This is a genomic window from Bacillus sp. B1-b2, assembly GCF_009183415.1.
Taxonomy (GTDB): Bacteria; Bacillota; Bacilli; order Bacillales; family Cytobacillaceae; genus Niallia.
Map to the genome: position 1 here is coordinate 148,634 of NZ_WEHU01000010.1, position 23,116 is coordinate 171,749.

Here is a 23,116-nt window from a genome sequence, read left to right on the forward strand (position 1 = left end):
TCAGTTGCTGTTCTTTTTTGTTTTCCTTTTAACATAAATAACCAATAAAATAATGAACAACACAGCCAAGATTGCATAGGCGATGTTCGAATATATGTTCATATAATTAACAATATCATGCCACGATGAACCAACTGCAGCACCCACTTTAATCAAAACAATATTCCAAATCATTGTTCCCACTGTAGTAAGAAGGAAAAACAACCAAAAATTCATACGTGCCATACCTGCCGGGATGGATATTAAACTTCTAATTAGAGGGATAAATCTACAAAAGAAAACAGTCCAAACTCCATATCGATCAAACCATGACTGTGCCTTATAAATATCTTTTCTAGTAAGACGTAAAAAGTGTCCCCATTTGTCCACAACTTTTTCAAGCCGATTTACATTAATCAGCATTCCAATAGCATATAGAACAACAGCACCTGCCACTGAACCTGCAGTCGAGGCAACAACTACCCCTAGTACACTCATATTTGTGGTTGTGGTCATAAAACCGCCAAAAGTTAGGATGACCTCTGATGGGATAGGAGGAAATATATTTTCCAACATAATTAAGAGAAATGTCCCCATGTACCCATAACTATTCATTATTTCAGTAATCCAATTTTCCATAAAAACCTCTCCTTTAGTAGTGGGAAGATCTAAGTTTGTGGTAGCAAAAAATCGATACCTTAAAAATGTCACCATTAAAGTACCAAATAAGGATGAAAATCCTACTGGTACAATGATTAAAAATTTAATGTTGGGTTTTTCTTTAACCCACAATTTTAAAAAATGACACCTAAATTCCCTTTGTCATCCTTTTCATAAATAAATCAACAAAACTCTTGTTCTTATAAGAAACTTTCTTTATATTGCTTCTCTTTATACCTTTGGAAGAACCAAATTGCAACAGTTAGCCATACTGCACTAGCAAAGTACCCTCCGATAATATCGCTCGGATAATGTACCCCCAGATAAATGCGGCTAGTACCAATTATGAGGATAAATATACTGCTTAATAAAACAATTGAAGTTCGCCCGAACAGATTAGGAATATGCCGCCAAAGAACAAATGTCAAAATACCATAAACGGCAAGGGCACTCATTGCATGTCCACTTGGAAAACTATACCCACCAACGTCAATCAACAAATGGAAGTCTGGTCGAGCCCGATGGAAAAACATTTTTAAAACCTGATTTATCACTTGTGTTCCTATAATAACCGTTCCTAACAAAAGAACTTCTGCCCAGGATCTCAATACCCTATACAAAATAAAGGACACTATAAGAAATAAAACCAATACCACAGGAAACGAACCGATAAACGTAAAAAACTTCATGATTGGCGTCAATGTTTCTGATTCAAAACCTTGAATAAAGGAAATCAATGTTTGATCAAATCGAACAATTTTCTGAGCGCTAATTAGTATCGCTATAAAACTAAAACCAATTAGTGAAACAAGCCCTATGAGAAAAGCACTTAATAAATGCCCTTTTGACTTCATTTCGTTACTCCTACTTTCATTTATCAATAAAATGGTATTTTGGAAACATATAATAAAGAGTAACAAGAAAGAATGAAAATTTAAGGATTGAATGATTAAAAAAATTTAATGTTGTATTTATTATGTAATTCAAAATAAAAAAAGGAGTTTTTATCTCCTTTAATAAATGCAGTTTAAATTTAAACAAATTGAAAATTATTTTTACCTTTTAGTTTGGCTAAATACATGGCTTTATCAGCATTTTTTAATATCTCCTGATAATTTCCACCATTTTCAGGATAAAAACTAATTCCGATACTAGGGGAAATACTAGATTCCATTCCTTCCAATATGAATGAATCGGACATTTCACTAATTATTCTATCCGCCACATTTCTACATTCCTCTTTAGTTATATCTTTCAAAACTATAACAAACTCATCTCCTGCTAATCGAAAAACGACATCATTTTTTCGCACACTTCTTTGTAATCTCTCAGCGACTTGTATTAATAAAGAATCACCAGCAGCATGTCCTAAAGTGTCATTGATTTCCTTAAATCGATCTAAGTCTAAGAACATAACAGAAAATTTTTGGTTGTATTTCTCACTTTCAGTGATTTCCTTATTAATGTAGTCCTGCAGCATTAATCGATTTGGTAAGCCTGTTAGGTGATCCATATGTGCCAGTTTCTCAAGCCTATCATTCAATATTTGTAATTCTTTCTTTTGTTGATTTATCTTTATCAAATAGACTGCGGTAAGTACAGTAACGGAAACTTTCACCAAATTTACAATAGCAATCATTTCAAATTCCTCTTTGGATATTAACTCCCCCGTTCGAATAAACTCAAAAACTTCCCAAAAGATGTGGATAAGTGAAGATACACATAGTATTGTAATACCTGATTTGGTACCAAACCTAAATAAAACAATAAAGATTGAAGGGAGACTTAAGAACCAATAACTGCTAAAGAAATGTATCGGTAAATACCTTTCCAAAATAATGGGTAAAATTAAAAAGAAAACAACAGGAATCCAAAACATATAATTATTATTTTTTCTGGTAATCTTCATTTCTCCAACTCCAATAAGAATAATTAAATCCTCCAAAAATATATCATCAAATAATGAAATAAATAGTATACCGTTATTAAAAAAATTTTATAATCCGCCATTTCACTAACATGTACTTAACTTAAAAGGAGTTTATTATCATCTTTTTTATCAATATGGATCTCTACCTAGTACTTTTTCCTTATTCGCATTTTACCTTATAGCCTACCTTTTCTATTATATTTTCTGAAAATATGACGTTCATATTGTACAATTTGCGACATCCCTTTGAAGAAGAACAGCGCTTGGTGATCAAAGAATTTCCATCCTGAAGAATCTTTTAATTTAGACATATAATATGAAAAAAGACCTAATAGCCATGAATGACTGAACGGTCTTTTGTCTTTATACTTTTTAAAAGAGTACCAAAAGAATGTTCCATAAAATAAATTGTTCAAATTATATTCTAAATATTTTATACCTTTTACTATCTTTCCTATCATAATAATTCTTTATTTCTTTTTCCAAGTCACTAAAATGATATTTTAGGCTTACGTAGGTTGGGATTCCTACAAGTAATCCTAAAACCGTGATAAGCGCCTTGTCTTCAATATTCATTAGAAAATTAATTACAAGCATAATGGTTAAACATGACAAGAATATAATCCATCTGGTCATTCTTTTGTTTACCTCTCCGTGAAGTTTTATTTTCCCAGACAGAACCCCCGCAGCCGTGCCCCCGATGTATAAAAGCCAAGTTTCTTGTGACATTTGCATTTCGCCTAAAAAAAGTATGAATGGGTAAGTTAGCACAGTTACGAACATCATTGTCACAATTTTTCCGATTAGTAAGGCAAACTCTGTAGTTTTTTCACTCTTGAACCGCGGTTTTATCATTTCTTTGCCTCCCGTTTTTCATTTGCTTTTGTCCAATGTTCTACACTACATGATACTGAGGATAATATTAGAAGAATAAGAAATGTTACGGCGAAATCAGGTTTTTTATCTACTATATAGATTGTTGCCAATCCTAATATTATCCCCATGATAAGTGAGTAAATAGCCATTCCTTTATAGTTCATTTCTATAATTGTTTTTCGTATCCAGTTCATTATTTTTCTCCCCTGCTACTAATTTGATATCCGTTTTTCAAATAACATGTAATTACAATTGTTCTAATTAAAATATCGTAGCAAATACTTTGTTACTGACTTTTCCTATTGGGGGCAAACCTATTAATGGTGCTCAAGTATACGAATTTCTTTAACAATTTCGTGCTCTATGTTTGCTAGATAGTCTTGTTGTTGTTTGGACATTTCAGCCCAAAAACCGTCATATAATGAACGAATGATACGCAATTCCTCTTCTAAGTCTTGTAATCTTTTATGCCTCAAATTATTCATTGCCTGCCCCCTCTAATAACTCCTCTTCAATAAGGGAATCAAAAAGGTCTTTAATTTCACTTTTGTTTGGATTTTGAAGATTAATCCTCTCACGGGAATTCCAAATTCCCCTTCACTTATAACTTCAATATCTTCATTACGATAGATTCTTTCTTCTTTTATCTGACCGTTAAAAATTCTAGTTGTTCTTATATTTCCCTGTTCATCATAATCAATTACCTGAACCATTTAATCGCCCCCTTAATCTTGTGCATTTTTGCTTATAGTAATAACAATTTTAAGTCGAATTATATTTAAGATTAGTGTTGGGCACATAGTCAAACTCCATATTTAATTTAGGCAAATGCCTGTTACTTTCTGCCCCCCAAGTGGTCTATGTCCCTATTTGATACTTTGTCGGTATTTTCTACTCGTGGGCATCCAACTTACCCTTCCTGCCCAGCCATTTTCATAGGCTAAATCTAACCTTTCTTCAATTGTTTCAATAACCTTATCCCAAGTTTCATCATTAACCTCACTATAATCCCATTTCCATGCTCCAAAAATCTTAAAAATTGGCTCCTTTTCACTAGTAATGCCTGTTCCATTTAATACCTTATTAAGAACTAGATTTGGTCTTGGAGCCAGTGGTTCGCAGTCAATTAAAATGAATTTTTCTGGTTCTTTTGTTTCTTCTGTCTTGGCCACAATTTGAGCATTTCCTTCCGATATCAATTTTTTAAGTGGATACATTTCTTAACACCCCTATTCATATTTTTACTTTCAATTTGGCTACTTATCTTAGTCTTTCTATCAAACTGGTCAATTTTTATTTGATGATTTCACCAAACACGGGCAAGTCATCCTCCGCTATATCAATAAACTTCCCTTTACCAAAAAACTGATTAATTGTTTCCGTCAATTTCTCTTCCAACTCATTTTCAATTTGATATCGTATTTTATCGAGATAGTAGCGGAAAGGAAAAACTATTTCCGATACATTGATTTTTTCACTAGTGTCAATTCTTTCTCTAGCAAATATCAACGGAATATTGAAACATTCATTAAATACTTCAATACACCACATACAGTCATCAAACGTTTCAAATGTCTCAATACTTTCCAACATAACGGCTTCAATTTTTTCCTCTTTTATCATTTCTTCAAAAGCAATTCGAAGATCTGAATCATAGAATATGTCAGTGAATTGTTCCCTGCTTTCTTCAGCAGTAGTATCTTTATAGATATCTACCATATTAAATACATTAGTTTTTGCAACTTCGTCAGAGCACTTTCTTTCTCCAATCATTCTCACGATCCCTACTCGTTTATAACTTAACTTTTCAAATCCCATAATAATTCCTCCTTTGGAATACATATTGTGAAACAAAGATTCAATGTAGAAACCAATCTCAATAAGGAAATAAATATCCTTACACAAAAGAATAGGATTATTATCCTGCTTTTGAAAAGGAGGATTGGACATACTGGAGTACTTCAAAAAGACTTTGCTTCTTACCTGTATCGATTCTTTCGTTTGCAAATACTATATTAAACTTTATAAAGGTGAAAAAATGAACAAGGGAAAATAGTTGTTCAAAATTAGAGAAGTCCGAAATGCTATTTACAACAATAACATCTACATCATTTTCACTTAGAAGTTCTCTAAAATTTAAAGTAAGTCCAATATTTCTTCGTACTTCCTTATATTCTTCATCTTCAATTTCAAAAACTGAATAGATATCAATCGAAAACTCCTCGGTCAGATCACTGACATGCCCAAGGTTTCCATTTACATCCACTACTAAAGCCTTCTTATACGGTAATTTTTTAAAAGCCATAATCTCTCCTCCTAATGTTTTCATTATTGTTAAGTTTTTCAATCGAATTCTACTGGGAAAACTTTGAACATCATTAACTCTTTAGATTATTTGAGTTCCTACTATTAAATCTAAATACTAACTCAACATTATCCTCAGACATTGATGCGTCTAAATTTTCTTTTAAAAAGTAGACTTTTGCTTCCATGAAAAACATAGTCAATACCAAAAATTCTTGGAGGTATTCTTTATTCTTAAAATTTTCCTTGCTATCAACTATGATTTCTGTAACCTTATGTTCCTTTAATACCTTACCGAAACTGGATGCTTGCAAAAATGACGAAAATGCACCTCGATAAATCTCGTTGTTTAATGGATCAATTACTAAATCAAAGATTATAATGTCATTTTCTTTACAATATTTCACAACAGATTTTTCACCTTCTTTAGAACATGAAACAATAAAAGCCATATTACAAATCATTCTAAATCTCTCCCTCATTTTCATATTGAAATGCTCTGACAAGAAAAACCTACCGATACTAATCTTCTATAAAATGTGGAAATCTTGGTATGATTCCACGGCTTTTTATATTGAGGTAATCAGAATTTACCCTCTGAACTACCTTGCTATCAGGTTTCATAATAACGTACCACAGAACAAGATTAGCATCTTCCTCGTCAAAAACTTCTGCTAGTACGTAAACTAATGAGCCCTGATTATGCCAAACATCTATCCCCGCAATATTTACACCGAAACTTGCAGTTATTTCTCCAATATGGAATTTGTTTTCCTCATCGCTCATCACTAAATTTCCTCCTTTTTAAGGGGCACCACATGATGTGGTGCGCTGATTTTATATCCCTTCAATTATCAAACAGACTCCTTTTTAAGTGGCAGCAGGATTCTATTCTATATCTACTTTACGATTTGAATTGATTCTAATCTGAAATTTTATAACCCTTATTTCTTAAAATTTCAATGAGACCATATGCCATTTCAACATGATGTTCATGGCCATCTCCGTGCAACTCAAAGTCAAAGTCGTCCTCTTTACCTTCAAAGTAGTCATATTGGTTGATCCATTCCACATTCCTTATAAACTTCTTAATATAATCCTTGCTTATTTCACAAGTGGTATCACATACCTTTCTTATACTTATTTCACCTTGTCCCCAGTAAATTGACTCATCCGACAGCATAAAGAGTTGATTATCATATTCAAAAAAGTAGTTAAAGATATCCCCCGTCTCCTTACGGTAGATTATTTCTTCATTCTTAAAATCGTTCTTTTCCCAAAGAGAATAAATGTACCACCCCATTACTTTGAATTCCTCGTCTATAAGTACATCATTACTATCAGGAAACATCTCTCTTAATTCTTTCGTTTCATCCAATGTGAACATCTAATTCTCCCCCTGACATATCATTATCTTCAAAATCACTTACAAAATTTCTTACATAATCACTTAACCAACTAGCGCCACCCCAACTGATTCTCCACATTGCCAACTTAGATACATCAAACAATTCTTTAAAGTCCTCATTAAACACGAAAATCAAGTCAATTCTTTGATCTTTTGTAGTGGCCTTGTAAATATTCCCCCAAAGTGTTTTAGGATCATTTGTAGTTGTTACTCCAGCACTACGAAATTCTTCAGATACACCATTAATCCATTGGCTTAAGTCTCCTCCACACCCTAGCATTACTAAACCTTCGCCATTTGAGGCTATTTCCTTCAAACTTGAAAAATATATTTCTTCAACCTTTTGTGTGTTCATGTTTCGTCCCTCCACGATTTCATTTAATGTTTTTACCAAAAGCGACACAATTAAATTATTTTGAATCCTCTTTTGTTACTGTGCGTTTTATGATATCTGAAAATTAACAAGTTGTAAATACCTAAAGGGAAACTTTTCTATTTAAAAGTAGACTTTATGGTATAATGGTTTATAATGTTGAATATAAACTTAGATTCGGAGGGCTAAATATGAGTGATGAAAAATTAATGATTGGAGACCGCCTAAAGGTTTTAATTGAAGAAAATGGAATGGATGTTTCTAAAGGATCTTTAATGGATAAGCATGGTTTTAATAAATCAAATTTGCATAAATATCTTAATAATGTTAGAAGACCAAACTTAGAAGATATTATTAAGTTGGCAAATATATTCAATACCACAGTAGATTATTTAGTTAAGAATAGCGATTATATGTTAGACACTTGGGGCCCAGAGTTTTTAGAGGAATTTACTAACTACGCTTCTGATAAAATAAAAATTCATTTTAGGGATAGACAAGGAGTAAACATACCCGATAGTGATCCCACTTATACTTTATTATTTGGATTAACACATCTTTTATCTTCTGAGGGAAAATCGTTTGAGGATTTATCAGTGGAGGAAAAAGAGTATCAAATAGAATTGATTGACCACATTATTAGTATTTACTATGGAATTATCAGAATGACTAAACAGACAGACTTTAAAATTGATGAATTAAAGGGGATACTGGACGGTATTTTCAATTTTATTGAGGGTGGTTACAGTTTTAAAAATTCTTCAATCATTGATAATTTGGAAAAAAGAACTGATAAAACAGAAGAAGAAATGATTGAAATCCTAAAATCTTATATTCAAATAAATATGGCTAATAGTCAAAGGGCTTTAAACCTACTTGATGAGTTAACTGAAAAGAAATAAAAGATATTTTATGAAGGTATGAGTAAATCTCAGGCTTTTTTATAAACTTTGAAAGGGTTGAGGTAAGCATTAAAAAATGCAGGGTTTCAGAACCCTGCTATAATACATCTGTTAGATATCCAATTACAACGTTTACATCGCTATATATCCTCTTTAACTATTCCCCATTCAACCCCATATTTTTTACAAACATTACTAAACTGCTTAAAGTTCTCCCAAGTCCCCAATTCTTTATAATCATAAAGTAATACTCGATCAATGGATGATTTATCGATGAACTGAAGGTGTAATTCCAGTAGGTTAAGATCAGCCAACAAATACATTTTTAGTTTTTTATCAAGGATGTCTGAATAAACCCCTAGACTCTCCTCTATATCCCTATATCTTTCCATATTAAAACTAATGCCAATGTACATACCCACCCTATCCCCTTTTCTTGATTTACAGTATACAGCGAATCTAATCATCCACAATTGGTTTAAAAAAAGAGGGCATTACTGCACTCTCCTAATATTTCCTTTACGGTATTTTTGCTGAAAGGTCCGGCATACTTGCTTATCATTGTATGTTTGTGGATACTTCTTTGTAAAATCAACTTCAGCCTTACTAATCACCACATTACAATCATCACAAGTATATTGAAAAAATTCCCGTTCATTTTGGGACTGATTTGATTGGTAATTATTCTGACTTGTTTGAGGCTGCTGATAAGTATTGGGTTTAGTATGGAAGACACAAGGCACTGAATATAATGATGCACATTTAGTTAAAGAAAGTGCAGAAGCAGCCTTAAAGGAATCGGCTGCTGTCTTCTTTTCATCTATTGTAGACGAACCAAAAGCCTCCTTAACTGTATTCGCTATTCTTAAACTACCTAAAACAACAATCTCATTTGCTATTACTTTGCTCTCTTTAATAACGAAACTCCAGTTACCCGGACCTAATTCATTTAAATGTTCTACAACAAATTCTGAAGGAACATACCTAAAATATAAATATTGTTCATTAACTTTTTTTCCTTTGCACTCTCTTATTTGATTTTCTTCAAAAGGTCTTTTCAAATGATCAAAATTCATTTTTTCTCCCCCTAAAAAGCATAAAGACAAGTAATGAAATGGATATACTCCAATTACCACTTGCCCTCTCCTCTTCATTAATAATTTATCTTTAGTGTCAAACCACTCTTAAAAACCTGAATAGATCATATTCTGCAAATAGGTATAGTCCAAAGAAGAATGAAAATGGAATTCCTCCCACTGTAAAAATTCCAACAGTTAAATTAAATATTGGCTCACTACTTCTTGAACCATCATCATATTCAACCAAAAAGAATTGTGAAAGTAATCTTCCTAATAATACACCAAGTATAAGAACTAATATCCATAAGCCACCAACCACTATTCCAGCCGTAGAAAACATGTCAATATCATGTAGTATATTTCCATTAAATCTAAAAATGTCTGTCATAACCTTCTCCTCCAATTCTCTTTTGTTAAACAAATATCTATATGTTTACTTCAACTCTGGAGAAGGGAATCCTTGAAAAAATAATACGGATTCCAACAATTAATGTCACATTTTCTATGTAACTAGTTTGAAAAAAGGTTCAAGAAATTTCAATTATGAATTGCCGATTTTAAGCCTTTTTGAACTATTTAAACCCTTTTTGGCTAAAAAAGATTAAATGTCGTTAAATATCTAATTTATTCTCATTTATTCGTTTTTAACAATATCAACTATTTTATTTGGTTACATGGTATGGATTTTTTTCATCATTTTTTTCGCCTCGCTGAATTTATTTTTTTCAGTTGAATATTTTCCTAAATTTCTCGAAAAATTATTACTAAAAGCCTTTCTTTAATCACTTTTTCCATAAAAGACAATGCCTTTTGTAGAAATAGTTCGCTTTTTGTGTACCCTTGACAATCGTAATTGCTTGACAATGAAACATTATCTTTAAACATTATTCATTTATAATAGTTATAAATGCTATAATCTACCTAATAAACCTCTTTATAAATCTCTTGTTAAAGCATTGTATAATAAGATTATTGATTAATATCTTTTATAATCATTATTAATGTTCCAGCAAGTTATCTTTTGATAAACGAAAACTTTAGTTTGATGTTCATATTGTTTAATTTGCGACACCCTTTTGGCCAAGTACACAGATTAACGATCAAGTATTTTCATCATACAGAATCCCAAACTAGGCGTTTAGAAAAAATTAAATTAAAAAGACCAGACAGCCTATGAAGGACTGAATGGTCTTTTTGTCTTTATCCTTTTGAAATGGAGTAGCAAAAGAATGTTGGAGTGTACCGTTAGGAAAATCTAAGGGGAAAAATAATCCTAATACCCTACAGTTCTTTTTCCTAAATATAATTCCTTGATTTTTTTATAAATTGTTTTTCAGAAAAGATGAAGGATCTGAATAATGCAAATTGTCCTCCTGTTACTAATTGCAAATTAGAATTCAATGGAACGAACTGCCTTTTGTAATTCCTTTACAGAAGGCGTTACATAAATCCTTGTAGTTTCAATAGAGTTGTGACCAGCCAATGAGGCAATCGTTTCAAGACCAACTCCTTTACTGGCTAATTGTTTGCAAAAGGTATGCCGTAACATGTGGGGTGTAATTTCAATCCCTAACTGTTTGGAATATCGCTTAAGAATATGTTCAATTGCTCTAACAGTTATTTTTTCACTCCTCGTACTCGGAAATAAGTAACGTGTGTTTTGAGGATGAAATTCCAGCCATACCTTAACTGATTGTATGGTATTTTCACCTACAGGGACTACACGGTACTTGTCTCCTTTCCCATGGTACACATGTACAACTTTGTTTACACAATCAAAATGGTCAATTTCGAGTTTACTTACTTCATCTACTCTAAGACCAGCGTTTACAAGGATACTAATAATTGCCTTATGAAGTGCTACCTTTGCATAATTCTTCCCATTACCCCTTTCTATTAAATGGAACAATTGGCCAACTTCAGATCGTTCCAGCCATTTAATCTGGTTCTGTCGCTGAAACTTCTTTGTCTTCAATTCCTTACCAATGTCAGCATTTTGTATTCCTGTTATAAGGAGAAACGAACCCCATTTTCTTACAGCAACAATTCGTCTATTAATTGTGGCAGTTGATAGCCCACTCTCATTTTTTAAAAAGTTTTCGTAATCCTTACAATCTATTGCGGTTATAAAATTGACAGGTAGGGACTTTCCCTGATATCTATTTTTCAGCCAATTATGAAAATAGTTGATATCCTCCTTGTAACTTTTAATAGTTTTAATACTGTTCCCTTTTGTTTCTAAATAATGCTCAAATAATTGAATGGAGTTGACTACAGAAACTGAAGAATTGTCTTCCAAAAATAAACACCTCCTCTGACTCTTGTTATCCGACGAAAAAACAATAATGATTTTAAATGTTATGCGACGAAATTTTGATGTGTAAGGTAAGTATTTCGTCACATAATTACTGTTAGGCGACGAAAATCTAGGTGGTATTCATATTGTAGCGTGGACCGTTAAAGAACGCAGCGGGGGAATTGGAGAAAACCATATGAATATTTAAACACATAATTGGGACGGACTTGCTTTATCAGCAAGGGAAGAACAGACTTTTGAAGTATACTTATATTAAAGGAGCATTCTGAATTGTATACTAGTACTTATATTTACCTATTAAAAAACAAGAGCCTAAAACATTAAATAATATATATAAAGTACTTCTATGAACTTTTTTTCAATCATACTAAATCATATTTATGATGTCCTTTTTAAAAGTCTTTTGTAAAAAAATATTTACTTTTAAAAGACAAGGAAAAGAAAAGAAAGGAGAGTTGATAAAATGGAAAATATGAAACAAATAGTTGAAGCAATAAGTGACCTTTTCATTTCTGTTAGATACAAGTATATCATGCAGTTACCCGATGGTGACTACACTTTTTATAACAAGTATAAGAAAAAAAGTCATAAATCCTTAGCAGATTGGCAAATTAAACTTCACTTGCAACATGAGTCCACATATGGAATCTTTTCTTATAAAGAAAACTCAAAGTTTATTTCCTTTGATGTAGATTTTCCAGAAAAAGATACTGCCAAACAAGCAGTTTATGCACTATATGAAGTATTGCAGAATCTTAGGATTCCTAAAGAATTAATTTACACTAGCAACAGCGGTAATAAAGGATACCATGTTGATATATATTTTTCGAACCCAATAGATTACAAATCAATGAAAAAACTTTATGACGTTGTTATAGATAAGACACAGGAACTTTTAGGCAGAAATATTAAACGGAAGATTGAACTTCGTCCGCAGCATAATAAAGGAATGAAGTTACCACTAGGAATTAATCACAAAAATAAGAATAAAAAGACAAATATATGCTGGTACGTTGATGTCTATAACAATTTTATGCCAATAGAGTCTTACGATTATATTCTTGCTATAAAAAAATTAAATAGCAATTTAATCACTGATTTATTAAGCAATATAGAAGAATCGGATGAGGAAAAAAACAGCAAAAATAACAGTGCAAAACGGGATAAGGATAAAGAAGATAATAAAGATACAGATAACGATAAGGAAAAAGATAAAACCAATGAAGATAGTAATTTTCATGACATCGATCTTAGTAATGAAACATTTGCCACCTGTCGTAAATTATATGAAGAAGGTATGAAACAAAAAGGAACACGAAATGCTTCCTTATGCAAACTTGCAGTGTATCGTAACAGTCTTGGTATTGAAAAAAACATTTGTGAGGAGGAACTTTTTGAATGGATGAAGCGGCAAGACCCAGTGCTATACTCTACTCCCTTATCTACCTGCAGAAAAGAAATTAAAAGGATAGTAAAATCAGCATATAATAACAACATTAGATTATCTGGTGGTGTAAAACAAGTGGAAATTTCTAAGAGTGAAATGCTATCACTCTACCAATACGATAAAAAGTTAAGAGCAGTTATCTTTTCACTCATGGTTCATTCAAAACGCTTTTCAGCAGAGGATAATAATTTCTATATGAGTTATGAGCAATTGAAAAAATCAACAGGGTTATCCCCTAAATCATTGATGAATCATGTTGCTATTTTGGAAAAGAATAATGTCATAAAAGTCACAAGATCTCCCACCATTTTTGATGGTGTGGCTCCAAGAAACTATCCAAACACATATCAGGTTCTACTAAACAAACTCAGCATTCCAAATGATATTATCAAAGAAATGACATTTGAGAATGTTTCAGATTATCGAAAACAATATTTTAACCTGCTAACCTCTATGTTCACAATAGAAGAAATAGGGGACATTAACAATATGTTAGCGAAAGCAACAAACAGTAATGAATAATATAAGTACTTCTATGTAGATTTATCCAGATATATTGCACTATACCCATTATGTCTTAACTTGATTAATCAATATTTCAAAATATGATATGTTGATTACTTTTAGAAATCATGGAACTTCTGAAATCGGAAGTTCCCTTTTTGAGTACTAGTAATACTCTAATTGTTTAAACAAATCAAATTTTGTTCAAATAAAAAGAGCAAACTCTATTGTTCGCTCCCAAGGTTTTTCCTTCTAACAATTCTTGTAATAAGTCTTACTTCCGAGTATTCCTCTTTCCGCTTTTTCTCATTAATAAATCCAGTAAGAATAATGAACCAAATAAAGCCACCAACAAAAAGAAGAAACGGTATATATAATGAAAGAAACAGATTATCCTTAACCCAGAAAATTGCTATTCCTAGTACCAAATATGCAAGTAACTTGGCAATAAACATCGCCATGTAATGCATTATTTCAATCTTTTCAACATCTTTATCCAAATCAAAATAGAAAAAGGTAAATGCTCTATCAAATAGTACTCCACCTAAAAGTACTAGAAACATCGAAAGAATAAAATAATCTGTAGAACTAATATTCAAGTAGAATGTCGCCAAAGGGTAAAACAAGATCGTTACTATAAACGCAAAGAAAAGTTCCATACAAAAGAAAAATAATTTTTGAGAAAATTTATTAATAGTGTATAGCACTGTATCACTCCCCTATTGTTCCTTTCACAACTAATTATAACGTACAAAAGTTCGAGAAGCAGCGTGAGTGAGATAAAATTAATATATCAGAATCAATTTAAATCATTATAGGTCTAAACTTGGCGCCTTCGTTGATTTTCTTTATAATACTGAGTCAAACAATGTCAAAGTAATTTCAGGTAATATGGCTTCAAATAAAACTGGACCAAAAGGAGGAATAATAAATGAGAGTGCCAAGATTTAAGAATGAACGAACCACTAAATTTGCTTTACTAGTTGGAAAAGCAGTTACTGCGGGAATTTTAACAATGTTGACCTATCCATTTATATTAATTTTGGCTGAGGGCGATTTGACAAAAGAATCTTTAGTACTGTTTGTTTTGGGAACGATCGTAGGGGTTCTTTCTGCAAGGCTAGTACTTAAAGGAAAAGTCAGCAAAAAAATGATTAAAATGATTTTTGTCCTTACTTCATTTTCAATATTGCTCATAATAAGCCTATTAGATATGGGAGACAAATCACTAGTTTCAGTCTTAGGTATAATAATGGGTATCCTTACCTATACAAGTGTAAAATATCACTTCGCCGATTTGGAACAAGAGATAAAGACATATTATGAAGAGAAAGACCCTAAAAGGTATGTTTTGTTTAACATAGAAGCATGATTATTTATATAGAAAAGAAGGCTTGTTCGCCTTCTAATTTCTCTAAAAGTTCATTAATTTGAACTTTTTTCTATTTTCACTTGCTCTAAAATATATCTATACTCCTGTAAGTCACAGAAAAACTCACAGTAGTCAAATTCTATAAACACCGGGAAATTCTGCACGGATGTTGTAATAGTTACTTTCATCTTCTGGTCTTTATCCAGTGCTAAACTAATTATTTCATCCAGTGTTTCAGCATAGAAATCGATGCGAACTAATTCATATTCCCGATAAGTCAGTACAGTTGCATCAACTTCTCCAATTTCATCAATAAATTCAATTATAACAACATCCTCATGCTTTGTAATTTGGATTCCCTTTGCTGCATTAAACATTTGGTTTACCTTGATTAAATTTTCAACACTCATATTAATCATTCAAATCCCTCCCTTCTCTTCCATACTTCGACACTAAAACAAGACTTTCTCTTTTTTTGACAAAAATATCTTATAATATCTTTAAAAGTCAGCAAAAAAACAAGGATTTACTCCTTGTTTCGATAGTTTTCTGGATCAAGTTTTTGTACTAATTCTTGGCACCTAAAGACTTCATCTTCATCTAATATGTATTCACTTAATATGGCATCAAGATTTTGAGTCATTTCTTTAAACGTGTGATAGACCTTATTAAAACAGATAATATTATAAGGACCCATATCCATATCCGCCTTTTTCTTCTTTGAAATCTTATGCTCTTTTCGAAATATATAGATGAAATATAAATATTTTGCTTCTTCTTGAACCACTGTTCCTGCAAGACGTATTCTCTCAAACCTAGTAAACAATATATTATTTCCTTCATGTTGAAATTCGACAAATTGAGTATCCATTCCTTCCACTTTAAAATGCCCCTTTTTCAAGAGTATCTCCTCCATTATCCTAAGTTTTAATTTCACATGTATACAGTTGAATGCGTACGAGCGTTCCCCTTTAAAACAAAATAAAAAAAGCAGATATTATTTTTATCTACTCTTTTAATAGACTATTAATAAACTGTTCATTATGATTATGTTGAGTTTAATTGGGGATATTGCTGGAAAAACTTGATAAAGTATGCGAGACAAAGAAGGAGAAAAAATGGATATACTTATATTTTTAAGGGGCAAGGAAAATGAAAAACCTTAGTGATGAAATGCTTATTGAAACTTATATAAAAGCAAAACTGACGAAGATTGAAGAAGAATTTATCCAATTGTTAGAAGATGAAATTATAAGGCGAAAACTTTTTAATGATGAATTGATTAGGGAAATAGTTCGGAAGTATGAAAGAGATCAAAAATAATTAATTTTTTATCCATCATTAATGAAGTATTACTGACTGGAACTAATTAGGTCTTTCTTATTTTTTTATAAGAAAAGACCTAATAGCAAATAAAACTATCAGGTCTTAAGTGTATAATTATTCCAAATGAAAGGGCGTATACACAAGAAAGAGTTCTAGGACATTCAAGGAATACTATCCATCAGGATACTGGGAGAAATCTTTATTCCTGACACTGTTTAATTCAATATCAAGTGGCAATTCCCTTCTACTCGATTACACTTTTTAAAAATTTCTTCCTAGTGCCCAAGCAGGAAGTTTGGCACTTTCTTTGCCATATATATAGTGAGAAATAAAAAAGACAGTAGGATATTCCCTACTGTTATTCTCCGCTTGCTTCTTTGTGGAGCGGGTCTTCACTTTGGTATTCTAATTCCTGCACAAGCATACAAATCTTAAAGATTTTCTCACTCTCCAAGATATATTCACTTAATATCGGTTCAATGACTAACATTAAATGATGATAATCGTAGAATGTTTGTTGGTGACATAAAACATTAAAATTCCCAATATGTGCTGTATTTTTACCGACAAAATTCTTCTCTGTACGGGTGATATATAGGAAATACATATAATCTTTATCCGTGTGAGTGACCCAACTAAAGCGGCGATGCTTACCTATCGTAATAACATAATCATTATGAAAGGCTTTTACATAATCCGGGCTTTTCTTTTTGTCTTTTCCTTTTATCATTTGCTTATCCTCCCTATTTCTTAGTAAAATATTTACATATATTTTATTAAACGACCGTATGTTCTTTCCTTGTTTTTTTATCAAAATAAAAGAGACGGTTTTTTCCGTCTCTTAGCGCTGCCATATACAATAATTCTTCTAGGTTTCGGACATTTCACCACATTCCTTTCTTATTTCATTTCAAAAATTTTTGGTGAATTAGTATGAAATAATTTGGAATACTGGCTCATCATTGCCTTCAATAAAATAGCCATTAAGTTCTGTTACTTGGCCATTGGCCCACTTTAAGTCTCTCTGCGTTAGCCAAGAATACTCCTTATCATCAGGATTAACAACCTCATGAATAAACGCTAAGTAGTACAGACAATTCTTATACTCTGGATTTCTAATGTAGTTCTTCACTTTCACAATATCCTTTTTAAAAGGATCGTCATTAGTGTCATACTTATATTTCATTTCAACTACTGCTAAAATATCCACTACGTCATTCCTTAAATGTCCATTAAAGCCGGGTTCTTCACATAACTGTGCTATGACTAAATCTGCCCGTAAAATACTCTGTATATATTTTTAGTCTATTTTCTTCTAAAAATCTTTCAGTTAACTTGTTTCCTAGATGAAAGTAAAACGAATTCTTTAGTGTATTCTCCTTGAGTAAACTAAAGTTTTCATAGTCGGACTTTATATTATTGCACCAGATTTCTTTTATAGCGTTATCTATTGTCTTTCTCGTATCTATATCCATTACTAGCCCTCATTTTATACTTTAAAATTGTTGCTAATATCCGTTATTAACTGGTGATAAAAAGATTTTCCCCATAGGTATCTATCCTTGTCCCTTAATGAATATTCTTCTGGAGCGGTAGTTGAAACAGCACTAATATAATCCATGTATTCTTCCCATAATCATTCAGAAAACTTTCTATCCGTTAAACTATGATAACGATATCCACTTACTTGAAGGACATCACACACTCTAACATCATAAACAGTAAAAGAGTCAGGAAATAATACAGTTAAAATTGCACTAGCCATCGGCAATCTAAACCCACAGTTTGCCATTAAATATTTTAACCTTTGCATAGAATCATTCAACAAATTAACTTCAGCCGTAATTGATTTAACAGCCTCCTGTAGACTAGGATAGCCCATTTCTAATACTCGCTTTGCAACTTTGGATTTGGAGCGATTTGATTTCCAAATAACAATCAAGAAAAAATCAGGGGCGCTTAAATATCCTTGTTCTTTAAATCTATTATGTACTGTGCCCAATAGGTACTTCTCAATATCATAAAATGCTCTAAAATCTAGTTCTTGTTCTTGTGACTCCGTTTGATTCTTTGATGGTTCAGGATTTTCTTCTTTCATGAACTCATTGTATCCATTTACGACCTCTTTTGGTGCATCCGGCCTTAAGTGCCAATTGTCTGGCTCTCCTACGAAATATGGGGAATCTATAAAATTTGGTTTTTTACCTACCAAACTGAATCACCTCGAAATAATATTAAAGTCAGCAAGAAAGACTAAAAATGCTTAGAACGAGTAATTCCTCAGCAAATGTAATTTGATATTAATAAAGGCCATAGTAAAACTGTTCCACACTAGGGCTATGTACTAATATCATGGATGAAAATATTCGGTATATCTGACCGAGCCTATGACTATGTTTTAAGTCCTGCTGAAATATCAAATTCATCTTTTTCTATATCTTCAAATTTATTTCCATGATCCTTTTCATTCATGGAGTTTCCCTGTTTAATATTCACATCGGTGTCTTTATCACCTGTGTTAATGATAATTGTGCCGGAATCGCTATTTTCAATGTTAATTGTATTATTATCTCCATTAACGTTTATTATCTGTACTTGTTCCTCTTGTGTATTCGGTTGATCGATAGGAACAAGTGGTAGAAGAATTGTCATTAATACTGATATTTTAGTTAGAATATCCCAAATATGTTTTGTATCGACCACATGGAAGATTGTAACAATATGCATACAATATGAAATAATCCTTTGAATTACTTCTTTGATTTCCTTGTCATTTATACTCTCTTCTTTAGAAACTGATGAACTACTGTCTATTTCGTCATATACCTCTTGTAATTCTTCAACCATTTCTGAAAAAGTATTTGAGTTAATACCTAAATCTGAAATCTTCTTAAAAAGTTTACTCCACCTATCTTGGTGCTTTTGTAACACATCAAAAGTTGAATTATTCATGCCTTGAGTTATACCACTCTGATAATTATCCAAAGCAAGAGTACTCATCACACTAGTAACACCTTGATACTTTTCTAATCCAATGAATGCTGATTTACCTAATATCCTACTCCAAGTATCTTGATGTTTTTATATTGCCTCAAATGCTGAATTATTAAAGATTCCATTTATTTTACAATGATGTTTAACTAAATTATCAAATGCTGGACTATGCATTACGCTTGCAACACTCTGATATTTTTCCAATCCAAATGCAGCAGAATTCCCTGTTAATCTGTTCCAAGTATCTTGTTGCCTTTGTAATTTCCTAAATGCCGAATTATCCATAATGGAGGCAATCCCCTGATAACTATTAAGCCCCAAAGTTGCTGAATTGCCAATTAATCTATTCATATTATCCTGTTGTCTTTGTGTTGCTTCAATTGCTGGATTTCTTAGAACTGTATTTATCTTGTCTTGCTGTTTTTGAAATAATTTAAAAGCAGAAAGATACTCATTATCCATTAAGTCCTCTCCTCCAAAATACACTTTATTACTTCGTTACTCTATTATGAAGAAAATCAGAGCAAGCGGTAAGTGCCAACTCCCCTGATTTTCAAACAACTACCTAGGCATCAATTGGCCAATCTTTATATTGTTGTTCAGCCTGTTCCATAAATCGGTTTGTCAGAAACTGCAACTGCTGTCCTGTAACCTTTTCCTTTATTAGAACCATCTTCACAGCAAGTTTTACCTTTGAATATACATCTTGACGGTGGGGGCTAGTCCAATCAACGTCTAATTTCTTTTTCAATTCCTTAACAACTTTATGAATTATGTGAGCGAGAAACTCATTAGAAAAGGCACCTTCTTCTAACGATGAAATTGCCTTGTAAAATTCAACCTCTTCTTCAGAAAGTCCTAAGTCATGACGTCGACGAATTTCCTCTTCCATTTCTTTTCGTATTTTTATCATCATTCTAACGACATCTGCTGCTTGAATAACACGATTATGGTAATCTGTCAGCGTTTTCTCCAATAACTCTTGCATTGTTTTAGATTGAGGACTACCTTGCTTAAATGTAACTTTAATTTTATCCTCAAGCAGTTTTTTTAGGAGTTTTAATCGTAGATCCTCGTGTTCTTTCTTTGTTAAATCTGCTAAGAACTTTTCATCAAGGATACTAATATCTTGTCGTTCAATTCCTGCCACTTTAAAGACATCCACAGTTTCTTTAGCAAGAAGATTTTGGTCTAGTAATGCCGATAATTGTTCCTCTAAAGTTTTATTTCCTCCTGCAGTCCCACCCGGAGGACGTAGATGTTTTCTTAACTGTGCTTTTAACATTAAGTAAAGAGTTACTTCATCTGCTATTACCATTACCTCTGGTTGGCTTTTAACAAGTTGATATGATTTTTCTAGTTTTGTTGCATATTGTATATAATCCTCTGTATCAGAGTTTAATAAAATATTTACAATGTCTGCTATAAAGTCTTCTCTATCAATCTGTCCTTTTTTTCTCCAACCGTCTATTTTTATCTTGGAAGGTATATAGTTTCTAACTGATTCAAGGTTATCATTAAAGATCCGAATTGCCTCAGCAATATCATAAGCGGGATTACCTGTGCCTCCACCAGTAGTATATTTATGTGTTGCCTCTTTAAGAGAAGTAGCAATCCCTATATAATCTACAACGACTCCACCTTCTTTACCGGGAAACACGCGGTTAACCCTAGCAATGGCCTGCATTAGATTGTGCCCCTTCATAGGCTTATCAACATACAAGTAAGACAGTGGCTGAGCATCCATTCCAGTCAACCACATATCAACAACAATAACAAACTTAAGTGGGTCTTCTGGATTGCGTAATTTAGCCTTAACATCTTCTTGTTCTTTCTTAGACTTAATATGGGAATACTCGCTTCCTTCTTGAATTTCTCTCCACTCTCTTGGGTCTTTTGAAACATCACCGGTCATGATAACTTCCATTTTTGGACAGCCATCTACTTCTTTTAAACATTCATATAAATCAGCAGCAATTTGGCGGCTCATACATACGATCATCGCCTTTTGAAAAGGATTGGCCAATGAATTAAAATGTGATACGATATCGTTTGCGAGGCGTTTGAGCCGTTTTGGAGTTCCCACAACTTTTTCTAAAGCGGCCCATTTTCTTTTATATCCTTCAGCGTCATCATTTTCGCCATTATCTAAAAATATATCTTCGAACTGACCATCAATATCTTCAGCAGTCAAATCTAACGGAATTAAGCGACTTTCGTAATAGATTGGTAATGTTGCCTTATCTGCAACAGCCTGAGCCATGTCGTAACGGTGAATGGTGTGACCAAATATTTCCTCTGTATTATTTCCAACAAAATCAACCGGTGTGCCCGTAAATCCAATATGAGAAGCATTAGGAAGAGCAAAACGTAATTGTGCTGCATAACCACCCTCAAACCCTGCTTGTGTACGGTGTGCTTCGTCTGCTATCACTACAATGTTTCTTCTTTCGGAGAGCACAGGGTGTTTTGTCTCTTCTCCTTTCAAACGAAACTTTTCAATTGTAGAAAAGACAACGGGTGTTGCTTCCCCTCTAAGGATTGTTCTTAATTTCTCAGTACTACTTGCCCTTTCAACCTTACCGATTAAAGATTCTCCCTCAACGAAGGTATCATACAGTTGCTCGTCTAAATCATTTCTATCCACTTGGATTACAATGGAAGGGTTATTTAGTTCAGTGTGTCTGCTTAAAATACCAGCAAAGAAAAGCATACTAAGTGATTTACCTGATCCAGTAGTATGATACATTACACCAATTTTACGGTCTCCATCAGGTTTGGTTGCACGAACGGTTTCTTTAACAGCGAAATTCACCCCAAAAAATTGGTGGTATTTAGCCCCTATTTTCTTAGTTTTATCCCCTGCCTTAAGGAAGACTATAAAGTTACGAATATAGTTGAGCAATCGATCTTTTGGAAAAAGACCTTCAATTAATGTACGCATAGTATTAGCCCGATTATTGTCTACATTTCGACCATCAATTGATTTCCAAGATGCAAAGAAATCATAATCAGCAAACGGCATTCCATGCTTTGTCTCTACATTATCCGATACGACTGTGAAAGTATTGTAATTGAACAGTTGAGAAATATCATAAGTGTAGTTTTGAATTTGTGTATAAGCGTCCTTAACCGTTGCTTGTTCACTATTAGGGTTTTTTAACTCAAAAATAATTAGTGGAAGCCCGTTTATATATATAACTATATCTGGTCTACGGGACATTCTTCCATCAACAGAAAGTTGGTTTACTACTAGAAAGTCATTGTTATCAGGGTTTCCCCAATCAATTGGGAAAACATGTGGAGTAAATGTCTGTCCATTCCATTCATAATTAAATTCTATTCCCTTTACTAACATTTGATGAAATTCTTGATTTCGCTGTATTAAATTGACACCATCGGGTGAAGTAAATATGCTTATTAATCGTCGTACCTCTTGCTCTGGAATAGTAGGATAAGCCTTCCTTAAGAAGGCTTGTAGCCTATTGAATAAAATTACTTCCTGTAATTGCTCACGTTCTCCACGCTGGAACAGTTCTTGTGCATGAAGATATTCATAGCCAATTCTTTTCAATCTTTCTATCGTAGTTTCTTCAAATGCTGATTCACCTAGAGGTCTGGACATGATGATACACCTCCTTAAAA

Annotated in this window: 32 protein-coding genes; 4 read left to right on the forward strand and 28 right to left on the reverse strand. The window is 32.6% G+C overall.

The annotated features are described in order from the left end of the window. From F9279_RS11975 to F9279_RS12035, 14 genes are all read right to left on the reverse strand, one after another. Complete coding sequence (locus F9279_RS11975; protein WP_152113287.1) at window positions 1–618, reverse strand: DedA family protein; 618 nt, start codon at window positions 616–618, stop codon at window positions 1–3. 221 nt (window positions 619–839) lie between these two features. Further along, window positions 840–1,493, reverse strand: coding sequence for a phosphatase PAP2 family protein (locus tag F9279_RS11980; RefSeq protein ID WP_152113289.1), 654 nt, complete (start codon window positions 1,491–1,493; stop codon window positions 840–842). Window positions 1,494–1,672: 179 nt separating this feature from the next. Then, window positions 1,673–2,548, reverse strand: a complete 876-nt coding sequence (locus tag F9279_RS11985; protein ID WP_152113291.1) for a GGDEF domain-containing protein — start codon at window positions 2,546–2,548, stop codon at window positions 1,673–1,675. A 438-nt stretch (window positions 2,549–2,986) separates the two neighbouring features. Beyond that, window positions 2,987–3,424, reverse strand: a complete 438-nt coding sequence (locus F9279_RS11990; protein WP_152113293.1) for a hypothetical protein — start codon at window positions 3,422–3,424, stop codon at window positions 2,987–2,989. Next, window positions 3,421–3,639, reverse strand: coding sequence for a hypothetical protein (locus F9279_RS11995; protein ID WP_152113295.1), 219 nt, complete (start codon window positions 3,637–3,639; stop codon window positions 3,421–3,423). The genes F9279_RS11990 and F9279_RS11995 overlap by 4 nt, the downstream gene beginning before the upstream one ends. A gap of 123 nt (window positions 3,640–3,762) precedes the next feature. Further along, a complete protein-coding gene (locus F9279_RS25175; protein ID WP_193224549.1) occupies window positions 3,763–3,930 on the reverse strand; it encodes a hypothetical protein in 168 nt (55 codons plus the stop codon). A 12-nt stretch (window positions 3,931–3,942) separates the two neighbouring features. Beyond that, entirely contained in the window at window positions 3,943–4,158 is a 216-nt protein-coding gene (locus F9279_RS12000) for a hypothetical protein (RefSeq protein ID WP_152113297.1), read from the reverse strand. A 153-nt stretch (window positions 4,159–4,311) separates the two neighbouring features. Further along, entirely contained in the window at window positions 4,312–4,662 is a 351-nt protein-coding gene (locus tag F9279_RS12005) for a hypothetical protein (RefSeq protein WP_152113299.1), read from the reverse strand. 76 nt (window positions 4,663–4,738) lie between these two features. Further along, on the reverse strand, window positions 4,739–5,263 hold the full coding sequence (locus F9279_RS12010; protein ID WP_152113301.1) for a hypothetical protein: 525 nt from the start codon (window positions 5,261–5,263) through the stop codon (window positions 4,739–4,741). A gap of 100 nt (window positions 5,264–5,363) precedes the next feature. Next, window positions 5,364–5,750 carry a hypothetical protein gene (locus F9279_RS12015; protein WP_152113303.1) on the reverse strand — a complete coding sequence of 129 codons (387 nt, stop codon included), beginning with the start codon at window positions 5,748–5,750 and terminating at the stop codon, window positions 5,364–5,366. A gap of 73 nt (window positions 5,751–5,823) precedes the next feature. After that, a complete protein-coding gene (locus F9279_RS12020; protein ID WP_152113305.1) occupies window positions 5,824–6,213 on the reverse strand; it encodes a hypothetical protein in 390 nt (129 codons plus the stop codon). A 58-nt stretch (window positions 6,214–6,271) separates the two neighbouring features. Continuing rightward, window positions 6,272–6,535, reverse strand: coding sequence for a hypothetical protein (locus F9279_RS12025; RefSeq protein WP_152113307.1), 264 nt, complete (start codon window positions 6,533–6,535; stop codon window positions 6,272–6,274). A 136-nt stretch (window positions 6,536–6,671) separates the two neighbouring features. Then, window positions 6,672–7,136, reverse strand: a complete 465-nt coding sequence (locus F9279_RS12030) for a hypothetical protein (protein WP_152113309.1) — start codon at window positions 7,134–7,136, stop codon at window positions 6,672–6,674. Continuing rightward, window positions 7,120–7,512, reverse strand: a complete 393-nt coding sequence (locus F9279_RS12035; RefSeq protein ID WP_152113311.1) for a hypothetical protein — start codon at window positions 7,510–7,512, stop codon at window positions 7,120–7,122. The genes F9279_RS12030 and F9279_RS12035 overlap by 17 nt, the downstream gene beginning before the upstream one ends. Before the next feature lie 209 nt (window positions 7,513–7,721). Between F9279_RS12035 and F9279_RS12040 the strand changes: the two genes are divergently transcribed. Next, entirely contained in the window at window positions 7,722–8,432 is a 711-nt protein-coding gene (locus tag F9279_RS12040; RefSeq protein ID WP_193224551.1) for a helix-turn-helix domain-containing protein, read from the forward strand. Between the two features lie 140 nt (window positions 8,433–8,572). On the opposite strand, the gene F9279_RS12045 is transcribed toward F9279_RS12040, so the two are convergent. From F9279_RS12045 to F9279_RS12060, 4 genes are all read right to left on the reverse strand, one after another. Continuing rightward, window positions 8,573–8,899, reverse strand: coding sequence for a hypothetical protein (locus tag F9279_RS12045; protein ID WP_226793459.1), 327 nt, complete (start codon window positions 8,897–8,899; stop codon window positions 8,573–8,575). 27 nt (window positions 8,900–8,926) lie between these two features. Next, entirely contained in the window at window positions 8,927–9,508 is a 582-nt protein-coding gene (locus F9279_RS12050) for a hypothetical protein (RefSeq protein ID WP_152113317.1), read from the reverse strand. A 97-nt stretch (window positions 9,509–9,605) separates the two neighbouring features. Then, complete coding sequence (locus tag F9279_RS12055) at window positions 9,606–9,899, reverse strand: hypothetical protein (RefSeq protein WP_152113319.1); 294 nt, start codon at window positions 9,897–9,899, stop codon at window positions 9,606–9,608. Window positions 9,900–10,901: 1,002 nt separating this feature from the next. Continuing rightward, entirely contained in the window at window positions 10,902–11,810 is a 909-nt protein-coding gene (locus tag F9279_RS12060; RefSeq protein WP_152113321.1) for a tyrosine-type recombinase/integrase, read from the reverse strand. Between the two features lie 481 nt (window positions 11,811–12,291). On the opposite strand from F9279_RS12060, the gene F9279_RS12065 reads away from it, so the two are divergent. Beyond that, the gene (locus tag F9279_RS12065; RefSeq protein WP_152113323.1) at window positions 12,292–13,797 is read left to right on the forward strand and encodes a TOTE conflict system archaeo-eukaryotic primase domain-containing protein; all 1,506 of its coding nucleotides are present in this window, start codon (window positions 12,292–12,294) and stop codon (window positions 13,795–13,797) included. A 206-nt stretch (window positions 13,798–14,003) separates the two neighbouring features. On the opposite strand, the gene F9279_RS12070 is transcribed toward F9279_RS12065, so the two are convergent. Beyond that, complete coding sequence (locus tag F9279_RS12070; protein ID WP_152113325.1) at window positions 14,004–14,378, reverse strand: hypothetical protein; 375 nt, start codon at window positions 14,376–14,378, stop codon at window positions 14,004–14,006. 332 nt (window positions 14,379–14,710) lie between these two features. On the opposite strand from F9279_RS12070, the gene F9279_RS12075 reads away from it, so the two are divergent. Beyond that, entirely contained in the window at window positions 14,711–15,151 is a 441-nt protein-coding gene (locus F9279_RS12075; protein ID WP_152113327.1) for a hypothetical protein, read from the forward strand. A 53-nt stretch (window positions 15,152–15,204) separates the two neighbouring features. On the opposite strand, the gene F9279_RS12080 is transcribed toward F9279_RS12075, so the two are convergent. Both F9279_RS12080 and F9279_RS12085 read right to left on the reverse strand, forming a co-directional pair. Then, window positions 15,205–15,570: a hypothetical protein gene (locus tag F9279_RS12080; RefSeq protein ID WP_152113329.1), complete on the reverse strand. Its 366-nt coding sequence runs from the start codon at window positions 15,568–15,570 to the stop codon at window positions 15,205–15,207. Window positions 15,571–15,677: 107 nt separating this feature from the next. Further along, window positions 15,678–16,052: a hypothetical protein gene (locus F9279_RS12085; protein WP_152113331.1), complete on the reverse strand. Its 375-nt coding sequence runs from the start codon at window positions 16,050–16,052 to the stop codon at window positions 15,678–15,680. Window positions 16,053–16,303: 251 nt separating this feature from the next. On the opposite strand from F9279_RS12085, the gene sda reads away from it, so the two are divergent. Then, window positions 16,304–16,474, forward strand: a complete 171-nt coding sequence (gene sda / locus F9279_RS12090) for a sporulation histidine kinase inhibitor Sda (RefSeq protein WP_152113333.1) — start codon at window positions 16,304–16,306, stop codon at window positions 16,472–16,474. A gap of 361 nt (window positions 16,475–16,835) precedes the next feature. On the opposite strand, the gene F9279_RS12095 is transcribed toward sda, so the two are convergent. From F9279_RS12095 to F9279_RS12120, 7 genes are all read right to left on the reverse strand, one after another. Next, window positions 16,836–17,207 carry a hypothetical protein gene (locus F9279_RS12095; RefSeq protein ID WP_152113335.1) on the reverse strand — a complete coding sequence of 124 codons (372 nt, stop codon included), beginning with the start codon at window positions 17,205–17,207 and terminating at the stop codon, window positions 16,836–16,838. A 198-nt stretch (window positions 17,208–17,405) separates the two neighbouring features. Then, a complete protein-coding gene (locus F9279_RS12100; protein ID WP_152113336.1) occupies window positions 17,406–17,687 on the reverse strand; it encodes a hypothetical protein in 282 nt (93 codons plus the stop codon). A gap of 279 nt (window positions 17,688–17,966) precedes the next feature. Next, complete coding sequence (locus F9279_RS25970; RefSeq protein ID WP_264298244.1) at window positions 17,967–18,098, reverse strand: hypothetical protein; 132 nt, start codon at window positions 18,096–18,098, stop codon at window positions 17,967–17,969. A gap of 15 nt (window positions 18,099–18,113) precedes the next feature. Continuing rightward, window positions 18,114–18,689 carry a hypothetical protein gene (locus F9279_RS12105; RefSeq protein WP_152113338.1) on the reverse strand — a complete coding sequence of 192 codons (576 nt, stop codon included), beginning with the start codon at window positions 18,687–18,689 and terminating at the stop codon, window positions 18,114–18,116. Window positions 18,690–18,868: 179 nt separating this feature from the next. Further along, window positions 18,869–19,477, reverse strand: a complete 609-nt coding sequence (locus F9279_RS12110) for a hypothetical protein (protein ID WP_152113340.1) — start codon at window positions 19,475–19,477, stop codon at window positions 18,869–18,871. Between the two features lie 81 nt (window positions 19,478–19,558). Then, the gene (locus tag F9279_RS12115) at window positions 19,559–19,933 is read right to left on the reverse strand and encodes a hypothetical protein (RefSeq protein ID WP_152113342.1); all 375 of its coding nucleotides are present in this window, start codon (window positions 19,931–19,933) and stop codon (window positions 19,559–19,561) included. A gap of 103 nt (window positions 19,934–20,036) precedes the next feature. Next, on the reverse strand, window positions 20,037–23,096 hold the full coding sequence (locus tag F9279_RS12120; RefSeq protein ID WP_152113344.1) for a type I restriction endonuclease subunit R: 3,060 nt from the start codon (window positions 23,094–23,096) through the stop codon (window positions 20,037–20,039). Window positions 23,097–23,116 lie beyond the last annotated feature (20 nt).

Excerpts from the sequence above, each read along its gene's own strand:
- F9279_RS12050 (WP_152113317.1), bottom strand. The coding sequence starts at position 9,508 with ATGAATTTTGATCATTTGAAAAGACCTTTTGAAGAAAATCAAATAAGA.
- F9279_RS11975 (WP_152113287.1), bottom strand. The coding sequence starts at position 618 with ATGGAAAATTGGATTACTGAAATAATGAATAGTTATGGGTACATGGGG.
- F9279_RS11995 (WP_152113295.1), bottom strand. The coding sequence starts at position 3,639 with ATGAACTGGATACGAAAAACAATTATAGAAATGAACTATAAAGGAATG.
- F9279_RS12040 (WP_193224551.1), top strand. The coding sequence starts at position 7,722 with ATGAGTGATGAAAAATTAATGATTGGAGACCGCCTAAAGGTTTTAATT.
- F9279_RS12005 (WP_152113299.1), bottom strand. The coding sequence starts at position 4,662 with ATGTATCCACTTAAAAAATTGATATCGGAAGGAAATGCTCAAATTGTG.
- F9279_RS12045 (WP_226793459.1), bottom strand. The coding sequence starts at position 8,899 with ATGATTAGATTCGCTGTATACTGTAAATCAAGAAAAGGGGATAGGGTG.
- F9279_RS12020 (WP_152113305.1), bottom strand. The coding sequence starts at position 6,213 with ATGATTTGTAATATGGCTTTTATTGTTTCATGTTCTAAAGAAGGTGAA.
- F9279_RS12015 (WP_152113303.1), bottom strand. The coding sequence starts at position 5,750 with ATGGCTTTTAAAAAATTACCGTATAAGAAGGCTTTAGTAGTGGATGTA.
- F9279_RS11990 (WP_152113293.1), bottom strand. The coding sequence starts at position 3,424 with ATGATAAAACCGCGGTTCAAGAGTGAAAAAACTACAGAGTTTGCCTTA.
- F9279_RS12000 (WP_152113297.1), bottom strand. The coding sequence starts at position 4,158 with ATGGTTCAGGTAATTGATTATGATGAACAGGGAAATATAAGAACAACT.
- F9279_RS12025 (WP_152113307.1), bottom strand. The coding sequence starts at position 6,535 with ATGAGCGATGAGGAAAACAAATTCCATATTGGAGAAATAACTGCAAGT.
- F9279_RS12095 (WP_152113335.1), bottom strand. The coding sequence starts at position 17,207 with ATGATAAAAGGAAAAGACAAAAAGAAAAGCCCGGATTATGTAAAAGCC.
- F9279_RS12030 (WP_152113309.1), bottom strand. The coding sequence starts at position 7,136 with ATGTTCACATTGGATGAAACGAAAGAATTAAGAGAGATGTTTCCTGAT.
- F9279_RS25175 (WP_193224549.1), bottom strand. The coding sequence starts at position 3,930 with ATGAATAATTTGAGGCATAAAAGATTACAAGACTTAGAAGAGGAATTG.
- F9279_RS11985 (WP_152113291.1), bottom strand. The coding sequence starts at position 2,548 with ATGAAGATTACCAGAAAAAATAATAATTATATGTTTTGGATTCCTGTT.
- F9279_RS12055 (WP_152113319.1), bottom strand. The coding sequence starts at position 9,899 with ATGACAGACATTTTTAGATTTAATGGAAATATACTACATGATATTGAC.
- F9279_RS25970 (WP_264298244.1), bottom strand. The coding sequence starts at position 18,098 with ATGGATTATATTAGTGCTGTTTCAACTACCGCTCCAGAAGAATATTCA.
- F9279_RS12110 (WP_152113340.1), bottom strand. The coding sequence starts at position 19,477 with ATGAGTACTCTTGCTTTGGATAATTATCAGAGTGGTATAACTCAAGGC.
- F9279_RS12115 (WP_152113342.1), bottom strand. The coding sequence starts at position 19,933 with ATGGATAATGAGTATCTTTCTGCTTTTAAATTATTTCAAAAACAGCAA.
- F9279_RS12010 (WP_152113301.1), bottom strand. The coding sequence starts at position 5,263 with ATGGGATTTGAAAAGTTAAGTTATAAACGAGTAGGGATCGTGAGAATG.
- F9279_RS12120 (WP_152113344.1), bottom strand. The coding sequence starts at position 23,096 with ATGTCCAGACCTCTAGGTGAATCAGCATTTGAAGAAACTACGATAGAA.
- F9279_RS11980 (WP_152113289.1), bottom strand. The coding sequence starts at position 1,493 with ATGAAGTCAAAAGGGCATTTATTAAGTGCTTTTCTCATAGGGCTTGTT.
- F9279_RS12035 (WP_152113311.1), bottom strand. The coding sequence starts at position 7,512 with ATGAACACACAAAAGGTTGAAGAAATATATTTTTCAAGTTTGAAGGAA.
- F9279_RS12075 (WP_152113327.1), top strand. The coding sequence starts at position 14,711 with ATGAGAGTGCCAAGATTTAAGAATGAACGAACCACTAAATTTGCTTTA.
- F9279_RS12080 (WP_152113329.1), bottom strand. The coding sequence starts at position 15,570 with ATGATTAATATGAGTGTTGAAAATTTAATCAAGGTAAACCAAATGTTT.
- sda (WP_152113333.1), top strand. The coding sequence starts at position 16,304 with ATGAAAAACCTTAGTGATGAAATGCTTATTGAAACTTATATAAAAGCA.
- F9279_RS12065 (WP_152113323.1), top strand. The coding sequence starts at position 12,292 with ATGGAAAATATGAAACAAATAGTTGAAGCAATAAGTGACCTTTTCATT.